At 33.6% G+C, this 22,436-nt stretch carries 14 protein-coding genes; 6 read left to right on the top strand and 8 right to left on the bottom strand.

Going from position 1 to position 22,436, the window contains the following annotated elements; translation table 11 throughout:
- Entirely contained in the window at positions 1-726 is a 726-nt protein-coding gene (gene rph / locus TTHT_RS04475; protein ID WP_201328840.1) for a ribonuclease PH, read from the top strand.
- On the top strand, positions 719-1,342 hold the full coding sequence (gene rdgB / locus TTHT_RS04470; protein WP_201328839.1) for an RdgB/HAM1 family non-canonical purine NTP pyrophosphatase: 624 nt from the start codon (positions 719-721) through the stop codon (positions 1,340-1,342). Before rph ends, rdgB begins: the two co-directional genes overlap by 8 nt.
- A gap of 27 nt (positions 1,343-1,369) precedes the next feature.
- On the opposite strand, the gene serC is transcribed toward rdgB, so the two are convergent.
- The gene (gene serC, locus TTHT_RS04465; protein WP_201328838.1) at positions 1,370-2,461 is read right to left on the bottom strand and encodes a 3-phosphoserine/phosphohydroxythreonine transaminase; all 1,092 of its coding nucleotides are present in this window, start codon (positions 2,459-2,461) and stop codon (positions 1,370-1,372) included.
- 357 nt (positions 2,462-2,818) lie between these two features.
- Between serC and TTHT_RS04460 the strand changes: the two genes are divergently transcribed.
- Entirely contained in the window at positions 2,819-5,128 is a 2,310-nt protein-coding gene (locus TTHT_RS04460) for an LptF/LptG family permease (RefSeq protein WP_201328837.1), read from the top strand.
- Here TTHT_RS04460 and TTHT_RS04455 read toward each other — a convergent pair.
- Positions 5,118-7,076 (bottom strand): SPOR domain-containing protein, encoded by a 1,959-nt coding sequence (locus tag TTHT_RS04455; protein ID WP_201328836.1) that lies wholly within the window; start codon positions 7,074-7,076, stop codon positions 5,118-5,120. The two genes, TTHT_RS04460 and TTHT_RS04455, sit on opposite strands and share 11 nt — an antisense overlap.
- A 98-nt stretch (positions 7,077-7,174) precedes the next feature.
- Entirely contained in the window at positions 7,175-7,549 is a 375-nt protein-coding gene (locus TTHT_RS04450) for a helix-turn-helix domain-containing protein (protein ID WP_201328835.1), read from the bottom strand.
- 100 nt (positions 7,550-7,649) lie between these two features.
- Here TTHT_RS04450 and TTHT_RS04445 point away from each other — a divergent pair, with 100 nt between their 5' ends.
- Both TTHT_RS04445 and TTHT_RS04440 read left to right on the top strand, forming a co-directional pair.
- A complete protein-coding gene (locus TTHT_RS04445; RefSeq protein WP_201328834.1) occupies positions 7,650-8,048 on the top strand; it encodes a PilZ domain-containing protein in 399 nt (132 codons plus the stop codon).
- A 70-nt stretch (positions 8,049-8,118) separates the two neighbouring features.
- Positions 8,119-9,054: a response regulator gene (locus tag TTHT_RS04440; RefSeq protein WP_201328833.1), complete on the top strand. Its 936-nt coding sequence runs from the start codon at positions 8,119-8,121 to the stop codon at positions 9,052-9,054.
- Here TTHT_RS04440 and TTHT_RS04435 read toward each other — a convergent pair.
- From TTHT_RS04435 to nifJ, 5 genes are all read right to left on the bottom strand, one after another.
- Positions 9,022-9,909 carry a metallopeptidase TldD-related protein gene (locus TTHT_RS04435; RefSeq protein ID WP_201328832.1) on the bottom strand — a complete coding sequence of 296 codons (888 nt, stop codon included), beginning with the start codon at positions 9,907-9,909 and terminating at the stop codon, positions 9,022-9,024. The genes TTHT_RS04440 and TTHT_RS04435 overlap by 33 nt on opposite strands.
- The gene (locus TTHT_RS04430; RefSeq protein WP_201328831.1) at positions 9,906-11,321 is read right to left on the bottom strand and encodes a TldD/PmbA family protein; all 1,416 of its coding nucleotides are present in this window, start codon (positions 11,319-11,321) and stop codon (positions 9,906-9,908) included. The genes TTHT_RS04435 and TTHT_RS04430 overlap by 4 nt, the downstream gene beginning before the upstream one ends.
- A 3-nt stretch (positions 11,322-11,324) precedes the next feature.
- Positions 11,325-12,095, bottom strand: a complete 771-nt coding sequence (locus tag TTHT_RS04425) for a hypothetical protein (RefSeq protein WP_201328830.1) — start codon at positions 12,093-12,095, stop codon at positions 11,325-11,327.
- 135 nt (positions 12,096-12,230) lie between these two features.
- Positions 12,231-15,461, bottom strand: a complete 3,231-nt coding sequence (locus TTHT_RS04420; RefSeq protein ID WP_201328829.1) for a S41 family peptidase — start codon at positions 15,459-15,461, stop codon at positions 12,231-12,233.
- A 114-nt stretch (positions 15,462-15,575) separates the two neighbouring features.
- Entirely contained in the window at positions 15,576-19,184 is a 3,609-nt protein-coding gene (nifJ, locus tag TTHT_RS04415) for a pyruvate:ferredoxin (flavodoxin) oxidoreductase (protein WP_201328828.1), read from the bottom strand.
- Positions 19,185-19,346: 162 nt separating this feature from the next.
- Between nifJ and TTHT_RS04410 the strand changes: the two genes are divergently transcribed.
- Positions 19,347-22,397: a phospholipase D-like domain-containing protein gene (locus TTHT_RS04410; RefSeq protein ID WP_201328827.1), complete on the top strand. Its 3,051-nt coding sequence runs from the start codon at positions 19,347-19,349 to the stop codon at positions 22,395-22,397.
- Positions 22,398-22,436: the final 39 nt, after the last annotated feature.

Here is a 22,436-nt window from a genome sequence, read left to right as displayed (position 1 = left end):
ATGGAAAGGGAAAATGGAAGAAAAAATAATGAGTTAAGAGAGGTAAAAATAATTCCGGATTTTCTTGAGCATCCTGATGGCTCATGCCTCATTTCATTTGGAAAAACAAAGGTTATATGCAGTGCAAACATAGAGGAAAAAATCCCTCCTTTTTTACAGGGTAGTGGAGAAGGGTGGATTACTGCTGAATATGGAATGCTCCCTGGTTCAACACACACCAGAAGCCAGAGGGAAGCGGTAAGGGGAAAACAATCTGGAAGAACTGTAGAAATACAAAGGCTAATAGGAAGAGCACTAAGGGCAAGTGTTGATAGAAAACTCTTAGGAGAAAGAACTATTTTAATTGATTGTGATGTTATTCAGGCAGATGGTGGCACTAGGACAGCATCTATAACAGGCTCTTTTGTAGCAATGGCAATAGCAATTAAAAAACTTTTGAAAGAAAGTATAATAGAAAAAAATCCTATACTTGAGAATGTTGCAGCTGTTTCGGTAGGTAAGGTTAATGGTGAAATTTTACTTGATCTTGATTATAGTGAGGATTCAAATGCAGAAGTTGATTTAAATTTAATTGCAACACAGAACCAAAAAATTGTTGAAATACAGGGAACTGCAGAAACGCACGCCTTTCCGAGGGAAGAATTAAACCTAATGCTTGACTTTGCTTTTAATGGAATAGAAAGTTTAATTAATTTGCAAAATCAGGTTTTAAAAAACTATGACTAAAAAAATAAAGTTACTGTTTGCAACAGGAAATGAAAACAAGGTAAAAGAAGTAAGGCAATTAGCTGGAAAAAATTTTGAAATTTTTAGTTTGAAGGATTTAGGCTTGGATAAATTCAATGTTGAAGAAAATGGTACTACATTCAATGAAAATGCCTCAATAAAGGCAAAATTTTATTCAAAACATACAGATTTGCCAGTTGTAGCAGATGATTCAGGCCTTGTTATTGATTACTTAAATGGTGAACCGGGGATATATTCTGCAAGATATTTAGGTGAAGCTTTAAGTTTTAATGATAAATGTAAGATAATATTAGAGAAAATGGAAAATGTGACAAATCCAAGAGAAAGAAGTGCAAGATTTGTATGTGTTGCGTGTGTATCTCTTAATGAGAAAATTTTATTTTGTGAAGAGGGAAGGGTGGATGGGTATATTTCATTTGAGATGAAAGGTGAAGGGGGATTTGGTTATGACCCTATTTTTTTCTATCCACCTTTAAATATGACTTTTGCTGAAATGCCTATGAATTTAAAAAATAAAATTAGTCACAGGTATCAAGCCTTTTATAAGTTGTTTAACACATTAAAAAACTCCCCAAAAGTTGGGGAGTTTCTGTAAGTTACTTAAATTATTTAAAGCTAAACTTTAATTATTTTTTCTAAATTCCTTCATAAAATCTACAAGTTTTTCTACACCTTCATAAGGGAAAGCATTGTAAATTGAGGCTCTAATCCCACCGACACTTCTGTGACCCTTTAATCCAATTAAATCCCTTTCAGCCGCTTCTGATACAAACTTCTTTTCCAGTTCTTCATTAGGCAGCCTGCAAGTAACATTCATCAGAGACCTTGAGTCTTTTTCTGCCGTACCTCTATAAAAATCTGACATTTCGTCAATTGCAGAGTAGAGCAAATCTGCTTTCTTTCTATTGTACTTTTCTACATTTTCTAATCCACCCATCTCTTCTTTAATCCATTTCAAAACAAGGTGGACAACATACACTGCAAAAACAGACGGAGTATTAAATAAAGATTCTTTGTCTACATGGGTTTTGTAGTTTAAAAGAGTAGGTAATGTTTTATTTTCACAACGCTTAACCATATCATCTCTAATTACAACAAGGGTGGTGCCTGCTGGACCTAAATTCTTTTGCGCACCAGCATAAATTAAAGCAAACTTTTTAAAATCAAGTTTTCTGGATAAAATATCAGAAGACATATCAGCAATAAGAGGGACATCACCTGTCTCTGGGATATAGTGGTACTCAGTACCAAAAATTGTGTTGTTGGTTGTAATGTGCAAATAACTTGCATTTTTGTCAAGAGTAAAATCTTTCGGAATATAAGAAAAATTTTTATCCTCTGAAGATGCCACAACCTTTGTGTTTTCTTTGTTCAGCAATTGACTTTCTTTTATTGCTTTCTTAGACCAGGCTCCAGTGTTGATATAAAGAGCAGGTTTTCCTGATCCCATTAAATTTAATGGAATCATATGAAACTGAAGAGATGCACCTCCCTGCAAAAATAGAACATGATAATCATCTCCAAGCCCCATTAATTCTTTAACATCTTTTTGAGCTTGTTTAATAACATTATCAAATTCTTTAGCTCTGTGGGAGATTTCAAGAATTGAAAAACCTAAATTTTCAAATTCCAATACATTTTTGGAAGCTTCTTCAATAACGCTAAACGGCAAGGTTGCCGGTCCTGCAAAAAAGTTGTAAACTCTTTTAACCATTCTTTCCTCCATAGATTAAATAACTCCAGTAATATCTATACCACAGCAATATATTTAAGTAAAGCTAAACAACTACTGCAAAAATTTTAAATTTTCTCAAGAACGCCTGCAAGCCCTGTTTCTATTCTTTTTGAGAGAGATTTGATGCCTTCATTCTCCTCGTTTTATTTGTTGATTAAATTAATAGATTTTAGTTTACATAACATATGTTATAGGAAGTTATAAATAAAAAAGCAATTTTCTTATGCTCTCGGGATAGGCTCTTTTTCTTAAATTAAAGTTAATATCTTAAGTTGTTCTCAATTCTTTTTGGCTTGTTTAAATTAACTTTGATAAAATAACATTTGTATGAAAAAAATGAAAATTCTTGAGCTATACATTTTAAAAAAATTATTTGTAACTTTTGTTGCGGCTGAAATTGTTTACTCCCTGATATTTTTCATTCAAAACCTTTTTATACTATCAAGTCTTATAGTGGAAAAACACTCCCCGATATATGAAAGTCTTCTTCTAATATTGTATATGCTTCCAAAAACTATAGCGTATACTATCCCCTTTTCAGTTATTTTTTCAGGCCTTTTTGTTACCTTTAAAATGGCCTCCACGTCTGAATTGGTTGCTATTAATTCATCCGGGATAGAATTAAAGACACAGCAAAAGCCTTATGTTGTCTTTGCCTTTTTTATTACGTTGCTTTATGCATTTATGGTTTTTTATTTGTTGCCGTTTTCCAAACAAAAAAGGGATAATTTGATAAACAAGATTAACATAAGGTCTGTGATTTATTCTTTAAACTCAGGGGAATTTAATAAGATTTCCGATTCTTTTTATATCTATGCACAAAAAACACAGAAAAACATCTTTGAAAATGTAATCGCTTTTAACTATATTAATTTTAATGACTTTAAAATTATTTTCAGTAAAAAAGCGATGCTAAATTTAAATGAGAAAAAACTTTCTCTTGCATTAAAATTCTTTAATGGCAAAGAGTATTTGTTCAGTTCTAAAAAAACTGACAATATTTCCGAATCAACCTTTGGTAAGAAGATTCTGGTTGTGTCAATAAACCCTGATTTATTAATAAAAAAGGATTCAGAAAAAGCAGCCAGGGATAAATTTACTTTAAAAAAATTAGTTTATTTTTTGAAAAATAAGGACAAAATTGCTATTTCAATTTTTTTAAAGCGCTTGTTGATGATTTTGTTTGTTTTTATTTCTCCTTTGCTGGGGTTTTACATAGGGTTTACTTTAAAAAGAGGAGCAGTAATCTCAGGAGCAATTGTCTATGGTTTTATAATCTCTTTTTTTTATGTGATTCTTTTAAATATTTTTGTGAATTTGCTCCAACATAATATTTTTGTAGGTTCCATTCTTATTTTTGCCCTACTCTTAACTCTTGTTTATTTCACATTTGTAAATAAAGAAAAGATAGAAAAGCCACTTGTTGTTAAGGAAAGAAAAAGCGTTGTTGATTTTTTAAAAAACAAAATGAGAAGGATTCAATATTTATTTGAAAATAGTTTTATAAGAAAAATTGAAGAAAAAGAACTTGTTTCAATAAAATTTCCCCTTTTAATAAGGTATGTTGTTTTAAATTTTCTTAAAACTTTTTTGTTATTTTTTGTTATTTTGCAGGGGGTATATCTTTTAACCATCACTTTAAAAATAATAGTTAATTTATTTAAATATAAGGGTAATATTTTGTCAGGATTAAAATTTATCCTCTACTCTACCCTTGCTGTTTACCCTTTAATTATCCCATTTTCTTTTTTAATTGCTGCTTTGTTTTATTTCATATCTCTTGAAGATAATAATGAAATAACTGCTATCAAGGCATCAGGTATTAGTATTTATTCTATTATAGTACCAATCGGGTATATTTCTCTTATTTTCTCTATTGTACTCTTATTTTTTACTACTCTTTTTTCTCCTCTTTCATCCAAAAAAAGCTCTATACTTTACTCTGAAATAAATGCTAGAAAGAAAAGCATTATTGTTAAAAAACTTAAATTAAAAAATTCTTCTGTTATTCGAAGCTTAACCAACAAAAACGGGTTTTATTGGTGTGATTACTATGATTTTCAAAATGGGGAATTTATTAATTTTATAAGTCTAAATATTGATTTTTCTGATGGTAATTTAAAGGAAATATATAAAGCTGAAAAAATTTTTGTTAAAAATGATACAGTCAAAGGCAAAAAAAATGATATGCTAATTTCCAGAAACGCCAATGGAACTTATTTAACATTAAAAAACCCTGATAAAGTAGTTATCTGGGATAATCTTTCATACTTTAAAGAAATTGAGCCATCTCCTGAAGAGATGACACAGTTTGAATTAAGAAAGTATATTAGCAGGAAAAAGGCAATTGGAATTAAGCCATATAAATTTATTACAAATTATTACTATAGACTTGCATCTGCTTTTTCCCCTTTAATTTTACTTTTATTTGGACTACCTTTAGCATTGGGAGGAGAAGGAAGAAAAAAGAAACCTATAACAGGGGTAGGATTAGGCCTTGTTCTCGTTATTATTTACTACATTATAACTTCTTTATCATTAAGCTTTGGGGCAAAACACTACCTTCCATCTTTTTTTGCAGCATGGCTTACCAACCTACTTTTTGCTTTAACAGGCCTATATCTTTTTACAAAAATTAAAACTTAGAAAAATACTTTTTAAATTTCTTTGCTTTCCTGATTAAAGGAGTATTATCCTGGAAAAATTCTTTATCAAGAGTTTCCATTGCAACTTTCGCTTCATCCTTAGTATCGTATATCCCATAACAAACAATAAAGCAACTATTGCCCCTGAAAGTTGTAGGAATAAAAAATATTCTATCCTTCTCTGGTAGCAATTCAATTGCTTTATCAAGTGTCTCTGATTTACATGCCAATTCAAGTTGGATAGTAAAAGCTTCAGGATTTTCTAAAAGGATTGTTTTTGAATTAAGAGTAAATTCATCATATTTATCATTTTGAATATCACTTTCTATTGTAGATTGAGAACTGGTTGTCTTTTGTTCCTCATATACTGGTTTTGCCTCGTATGTTACTGTTGCTTCTATAGCATTTACATTTTCACTACCACTTTTTATATTATTTTCGGTTTTATTTTTAACAGTTGTTCCCTCCTTGTTGGTGACTCCATTCTCATTTAACTTTTCTTCAATTTTGTCAACAGTAATGTCTTCAGTTGTAATATCTTTTGATGATGAAACAATTTTCACTGTTTTTTTTGGTTTAGAGTAGCCTCTTTTCGATTTTATTTTAGATTCTTTATAAAAATTGTAACCAAGGTAACCTAAGGCAGCAATGAAAAGGATTAAAATTACAGCAACATACATCCCAATACCTTTTCCATTGCCAGAGACATACTCTTCTTCAACAACAAAAGAATCTTCATTGGATTCAATCATACCTTTCCCGTCAAAGTTAGACTGAATCTCCTGCTTAGCAGTTTCGTAAGGTGAGGAAGAAGGTATGGTTTTCTCTTCTTCATTTTCTTCATCTTTTTCAAATTCCAGTTTAAAGTTATCCTGTTCAATCTCTTCCACAATTGAGCTTTCGTCCTCTAACTGCTTTTGTAATGTTTCAATGTATTCTTTTTTGTCCTGAGCAATAGTCTCATTTCCTTCTTCAAATTCTTCTCCTGATTTCTCATATTCTTCATTTTCTTCTTGAAAATCAGATTCATCAAGGACAATAGAATCCATTTGATTGCTTTCGTTCAAATCTTCTTCAAAAGCTGAATGTTCCGATGTTACACCTTCAAATTCAATTGCAATATCGTCTTCTTTTTCTTCTTCTTCTCCAACTAATTCTTCGACCATTTTAATATTTTCTGTATCATCCCCTTTTATCTCATATACATTGTTCTCTTCTAAAACTGGTTCAAATGGAACTTCTTCATCTACCTTTTCTTCAATAAATTTAAGAAACTTTAATGCATAAAAAAGTTTATAAACTCTAAAATCCTCAATATCCACCATTTGAGTAATTTCTCCAACGGTTCTTTTTCCATCAATCAAATTGTAAATTTTTTCAAAATTTGGGTCGGTTAGAATTTTTTCTTTGTATTCTTCAAAGAAATCAGTTTTAATAAAAACCATGTCAGGGGAAATTTTCTCGGAAATCCAATCCTTGTCTTTGAATAGCAAAAATGAATCAAATAATATTTTTAACGTATTGAAAGGAAGCTTAATAATTCCCTCAGGTAATACCCCTTCTGTAACAGAATACTCGCCCTCTTTTAATACCAGAATAGAATAAACTATACTTAAAACCTGAATTTTAACAGCCCAAACTAATTCTTTATGGGTAATTAAACCCATATTAACAAGATTTCTTCCCAGAGAAATTGATTTATCCATCTGCTTGAGGGCCATATTTAGTTGTTCTTTTGTTATTTTTTTATTTTTTATTAAAATGTTTGTTAATTTGTCTTTTTCTGAATTTGAGGTAGCAAAAACGATATTCCCGTCAGAAAAGTAAACTGTCTTAACTATATTCATTGGAAAAAAAACTTTTATAACTCCTGTTTTTCCTGAAGTATAAAACTGATAAAAAATATCCTGAATTTTATATTCAACAAAACTATGAGTATTTTCTGTCATAACTTCTCCTTTAATATATTATTCTATCTTATTTTATTATAACTTAAATTTTTTTACATAGAAAATAAAATAAGAATTTTTTTTTGTGGGATTTAAAATTATTTTCTGGTAAGTTTATCAAGAAGTTGAATAATAACATCAATATCGTCTATCTCTGCTTTATCAAGACGTTCAACGATTTCTTTCACTTTTGTTTTCTTTTTATAATCGAACCTATCAAGTATCTTATATACTCCTGTATCATCAAGGTCCCCTGGCTCATCAAAAAACCACCTCATTGGAACATTAAACTTTTCACTAATTTTTCTTAAAAGTTTAATTGTATAATTTTGTCTGTAGCTTTCTGCCTGGGCGACAGTATTAATATTTATACCCAGGATATCTGCAAACTCTTTTTGAGTTAATCCTTTGGATTTTCTTAACTCTTTTACTTTGTCTGTTATCTTTCTATCACAAGATTCTCTTTTAACCATAGCAAAAAAATGTTATCAAATCTTATTAGAAAATGCAATAAAAAAAATTTTTATTTATCATATTTTTATTTTGTATAATAAATTATAAGGAGTTAACATAATGGGATATGAAGAAAAAAGAAGACATAAACGCATAGATCTAAAAGGGTATATTAATATTTACCCTTTAGCTATCAAAGGTAACTCTAACCCATTAAAGGGCAAATTTAAAAATATCAGTGAAGGCGGCATACTCTTTGAATGCTCTCGTAAAGTCAATATTGACACAATTTTAAAAATTGAATTTTTTCTCCCAAACAATAAAGCACTTGCAGCCAGATATAAAGAATTTACAAATGTAATTGGGCATAAAATAGTTATATTGGGGAAGGTTGTAAGGTTAATAAAAAAAAATAATGAGAATTTTGAATTAGGGATTCAATTTATCAATATGTACGAGGGTGACTTTACAAATTTAAAGCGATTTCTTGAACTTGTTGACAAAAATTACGTCTGGTAGTTTATTTTTTTCTATTGTCTAAAAAATCTGCTATAATTTCTATAAACTTATAAATGAGGTTGTATTGGGAATGGAAAAAAACAAGTTTGTATCAGGTATTGCATTGCCTTTTATCCCCAAAGCAGAGGAAATAAAAATTCTTGCTGTTGATGATGAAGATGAAATTTTAGATTCTCTTGAAGAAATCCTTGTTTTAAATGGTTTTTCGAACATTGATACTGCCTCAAACGGAGATGAAGCAATTGAAAAATTAAAGAAAAAACATTACGATATTGTCATTACCGATATAAGTATGCCAGGGAAAAATGGGTTTGAGGTTGTTGAATTTGTCACTAAAAATTGCTTTTCTACGGTTGCTATTGTTATGACAGGATACATAGATACAGATACCGCAATAAAATCTTTTAAATCAGGGGCATATGATTTTTTAAAAAAGCCGTTTAATAAAGAAATGCTCCTTTTAGCTTTAGATAGGGCTCTTGCCAAAAGAGCAGTAATCCTTGCTGATGAAAATTACAAAAAGATTCTTGAAGAAGAAGTTGAGAGAAGAACTGAAAAAGTGAGAGAGTTGAACAAAAAGATTATTGAACTGTATGAACTTTCTCAAAATACTAAAGAGACCCTGGAATTAGATAAAGCAATCAATATATTTAAACATCACTCTGTAAGGTTTTTTAAACCTATGAATTTTGCAATACTACTCTACTCTCCTTTAAATGACACACTAACCATGCACCATGAATTTTATTCTCAACATAACTTTCAACCTGAAAGGTTTATATTTAATGCAAAAGAATTTATTATTACCCAGAGTAAACAGGTAAAGAATGCCATCTTTTTATTTAAAAATGACAACTATTCTGTTTTGGTAAAACTTATAAGGCATAATCATTTTCTTGGCTTTTTATATATGGGTTTTGCAGAAGAAAAAGAATTTAAAACACTTGATGAAAAACTTTTAGAACTCTTTGTATCAGAATTGGAAGCAAGCCTTTACCACTGTTAAAAAGTCCACCGCAATCTTAGAGTTTAATTTATCAGTTAGAAAGCTTTCTTTTCTATATAAATTGCTGCCTGTTAAAGCCGATGCTAATGAGGAAAAAAATCCTCTTGCAACTGTCTTTTCAAAAACAACAGGTAAAATGCCAGTTTCTGGTTTTTTAGCACCCTTTTTGGATAAAACCCTTTCAACTGCTTTTTTAGAAATATTTTCTGAATCTTCAACTAAATCCTCTTTTACAGCATAATCCCACCAGCCGTCTCTAACCTTTCTTCCAACATTGCTTGAGCCTTCAATTCTGTCCTCTGATAACAAAACTATTCCCTTTCCAAAATATGTATGTTCAAAACCATCTGCAAAAAGGTAGGAATTTGCAAAAATAGTTAGGCCTGCATATGCAGAATAAAAAGAACCAGCTGATTTCACATCTGAGTTTAAAGACAGTGCAACATTTTCAAGATTCTTTGCTTCATAAACCATATCTTCAACTGTTTTGCCGAAAAAATTTACATCAAAGGTGTCTATATTCGCATCTGCTTTGCCTATTAATTCCCTCTCCGGAATGACAAAATACGGATCTTTTTCAACAATATCGATAAGATTTGTCAGGTAATTTATTAAAGATTCAACCTTTGATTCATTTATAAAATTCCCGGATACAGATGCAGTTTTGCCATTTTTAGCTCCTACAATTGAAATAGGGATGCTTTCAGAAAAGTTAACATTTTCTATACCACCATTTAGAATATTTACTTCTGTCTCTTGCATTGGGGTAAGGTAAATTTTTAAATAGTCAAATTTAGGGCTGAACTTTTTTACCAACCTGTATGCAATATCTATATAAAATTTCTTATCTTTCATGCCTGCTGTCCCCCTACTGTAATCTCTTTTATCCTGATTGTAGGCATACCAATTCCAACCTGAACACTCTGCCCTTTTCCACATATCCAGTTGCCTGAAGAAAATTTTAAATCGTAACCTACCATATCAACCTTTGTTAGCACATCGGGACCATTTCCTATTAGCGTTAAATTCTTAACTGGATATTTGACTTCTCCATTTTCAATATAGTAACTTTCATTTGGTACAAAGACAAAATCGCCGCTTGAAATATCAACCTGTCCACCAGCAAATGAACAACACATAATCCCTTTTTCCACAGATTTTATTATATCTTCTGGATTATCCTCCCCTGCATCAAGGTAGGTTACCCTCATTCTTGGGATTGGGTTTGATTTAAAAGATTCCCTTTTCCCGTTCCCGGAATAAGGTATTGAGAGTAAATCAGCATTAAGTCTGTCTGTCATAAATCTTTTTAAAATCCCCTTTTCAATTAAAACAGTTTTTTCTGTTTTTACAAGCTCATCGTCAAAGTTTAATGAACCAGTATTTTCTGGAATTGTACCGTCGTCAACTATTGTACAAAGTGAAGATGCTACCTTTTCCCCTACCCTTCCGGTATATGCCGAGCTTTTTTTTCTGATAAAATCAGCCTCCAACGGATGGCCAACAGATTCGTGAATTAAAGCCCCTGATTCTCCAGCTGCTAAAACAACTGGCATTAAGCCTGCAGGGGCTGGTTTTGCATCAAGGTTTAATATTGCCTTTCTTGAAGCCTCATTTGCAAGACTGGTTAAAATGTCACCATTTATTAACTCAAACCCACCCCTTTTTGCAAAACCATCTCTTCCAAACTCTCTTTTGTCTCCTTTTTCTGCAATAGTGCTAACAGAAACACTAATGGAGGGTCTTATATCAAAACCGTATTCACCTTGTGAATTAATAATAAAAATCCTTGATACTGTATCGGTAATCCTTCCGTTTGCTTTTTTTATAAGGTCTGAGTATTTGTAAGCCTTTTCAGTTAGTTTTTTTAAAATTTCAACTCTTTTTGTTAGCTCAAAACTTTCAAGTATTAAATCTGCTTGATAGAGATAATGTCCCTTAATCTCTTTAAATTCTATAGGATAAGTAAACAAATCCCTTTTAGATGATGCAATAGCTGAAGCAAATTTTCCTGCTTTTATTATTGAATCAATATCAAAGGTTTCGCAGTAAGAGTAACCAGTTGTTTCTCCCTCAATTACTCTGACTCCCACTCCACCCTGCTGGACCCTTGATGCAGATTTAACAATATCATCCTCAAAAACAACAGAAATACTTTCAGAAAATTCAAAGTATAATTCGCCAAAGTGACCTTTTTTAAGTATTTGAGAGAAAACCCTGTTTGCATCTGAAAAGGTAAATCCAAAAAAATGATCACTAAATTTCATAAATTATTTAATCCTCTTTGCATCCTCAATTAACACTTTGTAGTAGTAACCAAAACCAAAATCTTTGTCTGTAATTACCTTTCCTTCAATAGCAACAGTTTCACCAACCTTAAATGTTTCATTGGTAGTTGCTGTAATATCCTTATCAGTTGAAGCATCTTTTAGGTGAATCCAGTTTTTCTTCATAATATTAGGTAAAAACTTAACCACAACACCTCTAAACTTTACTGTTTTACCTTTAAATTTTTCAGCATTTTCAAGGATTTCTTTAACGGTAACGCCGCCTTTAAGCTTCTTTATTTTTGAGGTATCAATTTTTGCAATATCCTGAGAAATGTGAGGATTCTTCCCGCTGTGAATACCATCTTCCGGCATCTTCATTTCCATTTTTTTTGTATTTTCTCCAATAACCTTTCCATTAACTTCAATCCCTTCAGCAAAGTAAATTAAGTCAAAATGTTTTTTCAAAGACTTAGATTCAAAATTCATCATAGGTTGGGCAGCTATAAGTTTAATTTTATCCCCTTTATTAATTTTTGTTTTTAAAACTGCAGCCCATAAGGTTTTTCCTTCAGGTGTTTTGTACTTAATGTAGGTATATCTTGATGCATCTGCGGTAGAAAGCACTACCCCTTCAAAATCAGTATTTGTGGTATTAACTGCTGCTTTAGTTTCTTTTGTACTATTAGTTTTTACAACCTTATTGTCTCTGCTGCTGCAAGAAACAACTGTAGATACCAGAATAATCGCAATTAATGATAAAATTTTTTTCATTTTTAACTCCTCCATCTTTTTTTAATTCAAACAAAAATAATTTTACTTTAAAAAATGTTTTTAATAAAGTTATATTTAAAAATAAAAAAGGAAGCCTGTAAAGGCTTCCTTAAAGTTAAAATATTTAAATATTCTTTATCTTGGCTTAATTGAAGTATCTATCTTTTTCGATTTTTCTGATTTGATTTCTTTTTTTAATACCTCAATGGCCTTTTGCAACTGAGCATCATACCCTTTTTCAAACTGATTTGGGTCATTTTCAACTATTATGTCAGGAATAGCGCCCCTTGATTCCAATTGATGGCCATAAATATCCCATATTCCGATAAAGGTTTTTCTTATGTGCCCGCCATCAATTAACGGATACTCATCAACTGCAATAACAAAGCCTAATGTTGGAACCCCTATAAGTTTTCCTAACTTTCTTACCTTAAAGGCATTTGGGAAAACTTCTGCATCTGAGTATGAAAATTCGTTGCACAAAACAACTATTTTCCCTCTGAAAATATCCATAGGTCTTGGTAAATCCTCTCCATTTCTAAGCCTTGTTACCTGATACTGTTTTCTTTCAAGGTAATCAATCAACTGTGGGTCTATTCCACCACCGCCATTCCACCTTACATCAAGAATAAGTCCTTTTTTATCAAAGTAATAGCGAATGTAATCGTAAAATACCGCAAGGTTATCCCCAAGCATATAATTAAGATGGATATAGCCTATTTCACCGTTTGATTGTTTCTCAACAATAGCCCTGTTTTTCTCAACCCAGTTTAGGTATCTAAGCATGTATTCAGAGGAAATAGGTTTAACCCTTACATCCCATGCCCCCTTTTCAGATGGTTTATTGTTTACTGTAAGGGTTACCGATTTACCTGCTTTGTTAATTAAATACCACCTGTAATCCCTGTCTGTTTTAACAATTTGATTATCAATTTTTATAAGGTAATCCCCTTCTTTAACCTTAATGTATGGTTTATCAAGGGGTGAGTTGTACTGTTTGTAATAGGGATTTCCTTTGTAAATCTTTGCAAATTTATAGAATTTTCCGTCAGGTACTAAAACAGCACCTAAACTTCCTATTCCCACTCTCTTTGGTTTTTCCCTGAAATCTCCACCCCTTGCTCCCTGATGGGATGCGTTCAATTCACCAACAAGCTCTTCAAGTATCCTGTTTAAATCATTTCTCGTCTGGCAATAGTCAACCATTTTTTCATACTTTCTTCTCATCTTGTTCCAATCAACGCCGTGGAGATTTTTGTCGTAAAACATATCCCTTACCATTCTCCAGGATTCGCTAAAAATCTGATGCCATTCAGCCTTTCTGTCTAATTTCATAGAAAGAGTTGAAAATGACTTTCTGTCTTTTGGGCTTGCTTTTGCCTTTGCTCTTGCAATTTGATAGGATTTTGTGTAAAGAATTGCAACCCACTTATTGTTGTTTGAAATATCAAAGCCGTGAACTCCCTTTGCCACCTCTGTTAGTTTATTTTCCTTTACATTGTAAAAATACAGGTTATATCCAAAACTCCACCTTGAGCTTCTCTTTACTGTTAAATCCTTTGTTATAGGCTTAAACGCAACATATAAACCGCCTTTTATAGGCCTAATTCCCCAGATTGTGTACCCGTTTAACGGAAGGAGTTCAACCCTTCTTTCAATTCCATCAAAGTCAATTTTTACCTTAACCTTATTTGATTTTTTCTTTTCAACCTTTGCCTTCTTTTCATTTTTCTTATCTTTTTTCTTTGCTTCTTTATTTTCTTTTTTTACAACCTCTTCATCCCACTCTTTTTCCAGTGGATTTTTCTTCTCCTTTTGAAGCATAATCATTGCAATGTTTGCATTTTCACCATACCTTGATGTTATAAAGTAAATGTACTTTCCATCGGCAGAAAAAACAGGGTTGGCAATGTTGAAAACAGATGAGTATAATTTGTAACTTTTCTTCTCAACAACATTGTAGACATATATTGCACTGTGATAATTAGGCATTGTTTCTGTGTAGACAATCCACCTGCTGTCTGGAGACCATTCATACTCCCTTGAAAAATCCCTCTTGGTTTTTGAGATTAAAATTTCCTTCTTTGCATTTATATCAAAAAGGTAAAAAGCAAAATCGTTTGTTTTATATGTTAAATAATTTCCATCGGGAGAAAACCTTAAATCACTTATAAACCCTGATTTTCTATTGGTCAATTTTACAGGTTCTGTCTTTGCAAATTGGTCTATTAGATAAACATTCTCTTCTCCGTCTCTATCTGAGATAAATGCTATTTTGTCTTTTTTAGGAGACCATACAGGCTCATCGTCTCTTGCCCCACTGTTAAATGTTATCTGTCTAATCTCTCCATTCTTTTTCGGTGCTGTAAATATTTCTCCCCTGGCTGAAAAAACCAATCTTTTTCCTGTTGGTGAAACTGAGAAAGTGGTAATGAGGTTTGAAGGATTTACAAATTCATATTCTGGGAGAATTGAGTCAACATCTGCTTTAATGCTAATCTTTCCATACTTTAAGGTTTTGAGATTCAATTTCCATAAATCTGCCCCACATTCGTAAACAATATACTTTCTATCGGAAGATAGAGACGGCCACTGAGCAGCATAGTCTTTGTGGAATGTTACTTGCTCCCTCTTTTTTGTTTTAAGGTTTATTCTAAAAATATTTGCTATCCCTTTATTATTTTCAGAAACAAAGTAAATGTAATCTCCAGCCCATATAGGCCAAGATTCATTAAACTTTGTTTTTGTGATATTTTCGATTTTCTTTGTTTTTTTGTTGTAAACCCAAACATCTGTATTTGCGCTTCCCTTATACCTCTTCCACCACCAGAAGTAAAGAGAATGCCTGTTTAATGTGTATGCGTCTCCCTTATCGTTAAAGCATAAGGTTGAAGCCATATCAACGGGAAACTCCTGTCCTATTCCAACAGGTTTTCCATCTTTAACCCTGATTTTATAGATTTTTCTGAAAAATCTTGAAAAACAGCCCCTTGTGGTTAAATAGTAAATATACTTTCCGTCATTACTCCATTCAAGCATTTGAGCCCCTTCAGGTTCAAATGTAATTTGGTGAATTTCTCCACCTTCTGAAGGAATAACATAAACATTTCTGTTACCATTGTAATAGGATGTAAATGCTATCCACTTACCATCAGGTGAAAATTTTGGAAATGACTCAGGACCAACAGCCTTAACCAATCTTCTTACATTTGTACCGTCAAGGTTTGATACAAATAAATCATCCTGATAAACAAAAACAAGTTTGTTAATTCCCGCATCAGGGGTTTTTGCAAGTTTTAAGTAATTTGCAGAAAACCCGCTAAAAGCAAAAAAAACAAGCGCAATTACATTAATAAATTTTTTCATGATTTAATCTCCTCAAATAATTTGTTAACATTTTTTTTACGAAAAAAATAAAAAAAGGTTATAAAAAAATAAAAAAGCCCCGAAAAAATCGGGGCTTAAATTTTTATAAAATTATTATACTTCCCAGTCTTCAAAAGAGAGTTCTGAAAGTTTCTTGTAGTATCTATATCTGTTTATTACCCACTTGCTTGCCTCTTCAAGATACTTTTCAGCAATTTCAGGCTGAGTTTCAAGCAAATACTTAAACCTTCTTTGTGATTCGTAAAAGTCTCTTAAAGGCCTTGAAGGCTCTTTTGAATCAAGCTGCAATGGGTTCTTTTTCTCCTTCAACCTTCTCGGGTCAAACCTGTAAAGCAGCCAGTAACCTGTTTCAACAGCAAGTTTAGCCTCTTCAGGTCCCTGAGCCATATTTATTCCATGCTCAATGCAGTTGGAATAAGCAACAAGCAACGATGGTCCTGGATAGGATGCCGCTTCTTTCATTGCCTTTAAAGTTTGAGTCATGCTTGCACCAAAAGCAATTGAGCCAACATAAACATTTCTGTAAGACATTGAGATAAGGCCTAAGTCCTTTTTCTCTGTTTCTTTTCCGCCCATCGCGAACTTTGCCATACCACCCATAGGCGTTGCTTTAGACCTCTGTCCACCTGTGTTAGAGTAGACCTCTGTATCAAGAACGAGGATATTTACATCCATTCCAGAAGCTGTTACATGGTCTAATCCGCCATAACCAATATCGTAAGCCCATCCGTCACCACCAACAATCCATACAGCTTTATATTTCAGGTATGAAAGGTGTTCGTAAAGCTCATTTTCAAGACTTCCTGCTGGATAATCTTTTAGCAATTCCTTTAATTTATCAACAGCATCCCTTGTTTTATAGAAAGCATTATCATTTGCCCTCTGCTCATCAATATCTTCAACTTCAAGAAGGAGTTTTTTAACATCTTCGTTTACTCCATCCTTTTCAAGCAACTGCTTTCTCAATTCAAAGGCATGCTTTGTTAATTGGTCAACAGCAAGCCTCATTCCCAAACCGTATTCTGCGTTGTCTTCAAAGAGTGAGTTACCCCATGCCGGGCCCTCTCCCCTATCATTTTTGCAGTAAGGAATTGTTGGGGCTGTACCGCCGTAAATTGAAGAGCATCCAGTTGCATTTGCCTGAATTACCCTGTCACCCTGTAAGAGAGTCATAAGTGTTATGTATGGGGTTTCTCCACAACCAGGGCATGCACCTGAAAACTCAAATAAAGGCTCATTCAACTCAACTGTTCTAACAGAGGCTTTGCTTGCAAATTTAGTCTCTTTTGGCGCTCTTAAATATTCGTCAAGGCTTTTTCTTAAAGGTTCAAGCACTTCATACTTTGGAACAAGCTCAAGAGCTTTGTTTCCTTTCTTACCCGGGCAAACGGTTACGCAAACTCCGCAGCCTGTACAATCATCAGGGAAAACCTGAATTCTATATACATACTTACCGTCTTTGTTATCCTTGTGATTGAACTTAATTGTTGGGAATTCTTCTTCAGGTAATTGGATGTTATCCTTGTCAAAAACCGCGGCCCTGATTGCTGCATGCGGGCATGCAAAAGCACACTGAGAACACTGGATACAGTTTTCAAAATTCCATTTTGGAACCCTAACAGCAACAGACCTTTTTTCATATTTTGTTGTGCCTGTTGGGAATACGCCGTCAACAGGAATTTTAGAAACAGGGATTGTATCCCCTTCAGAGTGCATAACAGGCACCACAACACTTTCAATAAAATCCTTTATTTCTTTATCCTGAGGCAGTACTTCAACTGTCCATGGCTTTTCAGTATGTTCTGTCACGCTTGAAGGAACTGGAACTTCTTTAATCTCTTTCAAAGCCCTTCTCATTGCCTCAATATTCATATTGACAACTTTTTCACCTTTTTTAGCATAGGTTTTGCTTATTGCATTTTCAATCTCTCTTGTGAAAACTTCTTCTGGAAGTATTCCTGTAAGTTTGAAAAATCCAGTTTGCATAATAATGTTAATTCTTTCCCCTAAACCAATGTCATAAGCTATCTTGTATGCATCAATGCAGTAAACCTTAAGCTTTTTATTAATTATTGTTTCAATATCCTTTTTCGGGAAGAGAGAGATTACCTTTTCAGGCTCAACATGGGTGTTAATTAATACTGTTCCCCCTTCCTGAATCCCCTTTAAAACATCAAGAGTACCTATATACTCCATTTTGTTTATTCCAACAAAGTCTGGCTTGGTAATAAGGTATGGGGAAAGTATTTTTTCATCGGAGAATCTTAAATGAGAAACAGTGATTCCACCAGCTTTCTTGGAGTCGTAAACAAAGTACCCCTGTGCTTCCTTACCTGCAACATCACCAATAATTTTAATAGAATTCTTTGATGCGCCAACTGTTCCATCTGAACCAAAGCCAAATATCTTTGCCCTTCTAACCTTTGGGTTTTCTGCATCAAAGTTTTCATCGTAAGGAATAGACTTATGGGTTACATCGTCTTCAATTCCAAGAGTAAATCTATGAATTATTTTTTCTACAGGATTATTTATAACATGGTCAATAGCACCTTTAAGCATTGCTGGAGTAAATTCTTTTGAGGAAAGACCATAAATCCCGCCTACTATTAAAGGCTTGCTGTCAATTAAACCTAATTCTAACTGTCTGTCAAAAGCAGCAACAACATCAAGATATAAAGGCTCACCGGGGGCACCGTGCTCTTTTGTTCTATCAAGAACAATGACCTTTTTAACAGATTTTGGCATTGCCTTAAAGAATCTTTCCCTATCAAAAGGCCTGTATAATCTAACTTTTACAACGCCTGTCTTATATCCCATTGTGTTTAATTTTTCCACTGTCTCGTGGGCAACATCTGAACCTGAACCCATAATTACAACAACAACTTCAGCATTTTCATCTCCAACATAATCAAATGCATTGTATTTTCTTCCTGTTAGTTTTGCGAATTTTTCAGCATACTTATCAAAAACTTCAGGGAATCTGTCATAGTATGGATTCTGTGCTTCCCTGTTCTGGAAGAAAATATCAGGATTTTCTGCTGTTCCCCTCAATGTTGGGTAATCAGGGTTGAGCGCTCTCTTCCTCATTTCGTAAACATATTTCATTTCAATCATTTCTTTCATTACTTCTTTGGGAACAAGCTCAACCTTTCTTATTTCGTGAGAGGTTCTGAACCCATCAAAGAAATGAAGAATTGGAACTTTTGCTTCAATTGTTGCAGCATGTGCAATTGTAGCTAAATCCTGAATCTCCTGCTGGTTAGCAGAAGCGATCATTGCAAACCCTGTTTGCCTTGTTGCCATTACATCTGAATGATCACCAAAAATTGAAAGTGCATGAGTTGCAACTGATCTTGCTGCAATGTGAAACACTGTTGGGGTTAACTCTCCAGCCAATTTAAACATATTAGGTATCATTAACAACAAGCCCTGAGATGCGGTAAATGTTGTGGTTAGAGAACCTGCTGCTGCAGCCCCGTGGACAGCACCTGATGCGCCACCTTCAGACTGCATTTCATAAACTCTTGGTATCTGCCCAAAAATATTCTTTTCCCCTTTTACAGATAATACATCAGCAAGTTCTCCCATTGGCGAAGATGGTGTTATTGGATATATCGCTATTACCTCGCTCATTGCGTGTGCCACGCGCGCAGCGGCAGTATTGCCGTCAATTGACTGTTTAATAACCTTGTAATCAGACATAATAATTCCTCCTCCTAATCTTCTCGCATTCTTATTTTAACAAAAAAAGACAATTGAATTTATATTTTTAAATTTTTTTTAAAGTTTAACAAAAAATTAACTTAATCTCAGGGAATTTAAGATACAATAATAATCAGGGAAATTAAAAAGGGGAAGGGAAATATGGCTACAAGAAAAATTAGTTTTATTTTTTTAATTGTGTTTTGCTGCTCTTTTTCTGTTTTTTCACAGGTAAAGTTTAGCGAAATTGCATGGATGGGGACTCAGCATTCAACTTATGATGAATGGATTGAGTTGTATAATAATTCTGACAACGATATTGATTTAACTAACTGGCTTATTGAGGCTGAAGACGGCACCCCCCATATAGTTTTAAGCGGCGTAATAAAAGCTCACGGCTATTTCCTTTTAGAAAGAACAGACGATACTTCCGTCCCTGATGTAGCTGCTGATTTAATTTACACAGGTGCACTGGAAAACGGGGGAGAAAAGCTTTACTTAAAAGACAATGCAGGCAATGTTTCTGATTATGTTGATAAATGGTATGCAGGGGACTCAACATCAAAAGCAACAATGTATAGAAAGGATTTTTCAATTGAAGGCACAGATCCAAATGCATGGGAAACATCCACAGAAGAGTACGCTGTTGGGTTAGGAACTCCAACAAATTCACAGCAAAGCTCAAGTCTTGTTAAACCTGATTGGCTTTCAGCATACTTATCTAATCACCTTGAAACTACAATGCCCTCTTATGGCCCAAAAGATATGGAAAGAGTACTTGTTAATCTCTTAAATTCAGCACATACAAGTATTTATTTTGCTATATATGGTTATTCATCCTGCCCAACTGTATTACAGGCTTTAAAAAATGCAATTGACAGAGGAGTCGATGTAAAAGGAGTTGTTGATTGTTACGCTGATGGATGGTTCCCCTACCCTGACACACAGACTTTAATCAATGCTCTTCCCCAGGGAAGTATTGTCGCAGATTTCGATGACAGAACAATGCACAACAAATTCTTTGTTGTTGATGGAGAGTATGTATGGACAGGATCAACAAATATATCTTTAACTGGAATTGATACAGAGTATAACTCAAACTTTTCCGTTCTTATTCACAACAGTGACCTTGCAAATGCATATGAAACAGAATTTTTTGAAATGTTTAATGGAGCTTTTCATGATTCGAAGACAGACAATACTCCTCACAGATTTGTAATGGATGATAACTCTGTTGTTGAATGTTATTTTGCTCCAACTGACAATGCAAGAGATAATGCAATAATAAAAGCAATAAATCATTCAACTAAAACAATTGACATAAGAATTTTCTTTTTTACTGACACAGCAATCGCAGATGCTCTTATTGATGCAAAAAACAGGGGAGTACAGATTAGAGTTATCCTTGACGCCACTGGCGCTGAAAGTGAATACAGTCAGCATAATAGGCTTAGAGATGCAGGAATTCAGGTTAAGGTTGAAAATTGGGGAGGTAAAGAGCATTTTAAGGCAATGTGTGTGGATAATAAAGTGGTGGTGATGGGCTCCCAAAACTGGACAGGCTCAGGCAATTGGTCAAATGATGAAAACACTCTTTACATAGAAAATGCTTACCTTGCAAGACAATTTGAACAGGATTTTGAAAAGGCATGGGATTCTATCCCAGACATATATTTAACTGAAGACCCTGCTCCTGAATCTCAAGAATCAATTGGCTCTCTTTCAGACTTTTTAGATAACGATCATGATGGGCTTGTTGATGAAGGTGCACCGGAAGAATTAAATAATGTTAGCGAAGAGTTAGGGGCTATTAATGTTTACTTTAATAAAGGAGGGGTGGCTACAGTTGCTTCTACAGGAAATGTTTTAAATCAGCATGTAAATCTTGAAAACAGGTTAATAAAAAGAATAAATCAGGCTCAATATTCCCTCGATATAGCTACATACGATATAGATTTACCTGCACTTGTAGATGCAATAATTCAGGCAAAGGTAAGAGGAGTTAATGTCAGGGTTATTGCAGATTCAAAGGATTATCTCCCTGGAGAAAGCAGAACCTACGATTTACACTGCATAAGTATTGAAAAATTGATAAGAGGTGCTGACGGTGTTGTAGGCACTTCAGATGATATCCCGGTTTTCTCAGATTCTCCAATATTTGCAGTTGAAGATAGCTCAAAAAGACAGCAGTATGGATTACCGGCAAATCCTGACGGATTTCCTTATGTAACTGTAACCGTTGGAACTAAAGATAGAACTGGATATATGTTGTGTGAAGGAGAAAAGAAATCAAACGGAAATTATTACTCACCAGGAGACCAAATGCACAACAAATTTGTTATTGTTGATGAGAAATGGGTATGGACTGGTTCATGGAATTTTACAATAAATGGGTTGTACGGCTCAGAAAATAACATGAATTCAGGGATTTTAGGTGGAAACACAAATAATGCAGTCGAGCTTTATTCAACTGGAATTGCCCAAGCATATACACTTGAATTTGAGGAAATGTGGGGCAGCAGCACCCAAATTCCTGACCCTGATAATTCAAACTTTCACGGAAGAAAAACAGATAATACAAGGCATCTGTTTAATCTAAACGGGACAACTGTTGAGGTTTACTTTGCCCCTGGCGATAATCCTCTCTCAAAGTTACAGGATACAATTGCAAATGATGCTGATTATAATGCTTACTTTTGTATTTTTGCCTGGTCTGACCAGACTATGTGTGATGAGCTAAAATATAAATACGAAGGCTCCTATGATGACATGGTTGGCACATTAACAGGCTTTGACATTGCAGGCGTTTTTGAACATCTATACTGGAATCAATGGTGGTCGGCATCAGTGGATATGACAGGAAGAACAGCATCAAAGACAAGCGATAACAATCCAAACATTCGGTGGGCAAATCCGGCACCTGTCTATAAAGACAACGAAGATACCATGATGCACCACAAATATATGATTCTTGATGTTAATACTGATAGTGACCCTATCGTTATTACAGGCTCCCTAAATTGGAGTGCAAATGGAAACGATTCAAATGATGAAAATGTTCTTATAATTCACAATGCTAATATAGCAAATCAATACTATCAGGAATTTTTAGGCAGGTATTTTCAGGCAGGTGGAAACATAAAGAAGTATATAGACCCAACAACCTCCGTGAATATGCCTGTCCCGAATATTGAGAGAATATCCAAAAAATAAAGAGAATTAGAGAGCTTTTGAAGAAAAAGTAGTCTTTAA

It is taken from the genome of Thermotomaculum hydrothermale (genome assembly GCF_016592575.1).
Classification (GTDB): Bacteria; Acidobacteriota; Holophagae; order Thermotomaculales; family Thermotomaculaceae; genus Thermotomaculum; species Thermotomaculum hydrothermale.
The sequence above is the reverse complement of the archived record's forward strand: the minus strand, read 5'-3'. Positions and strand labels throughout refer to the sequence as shown.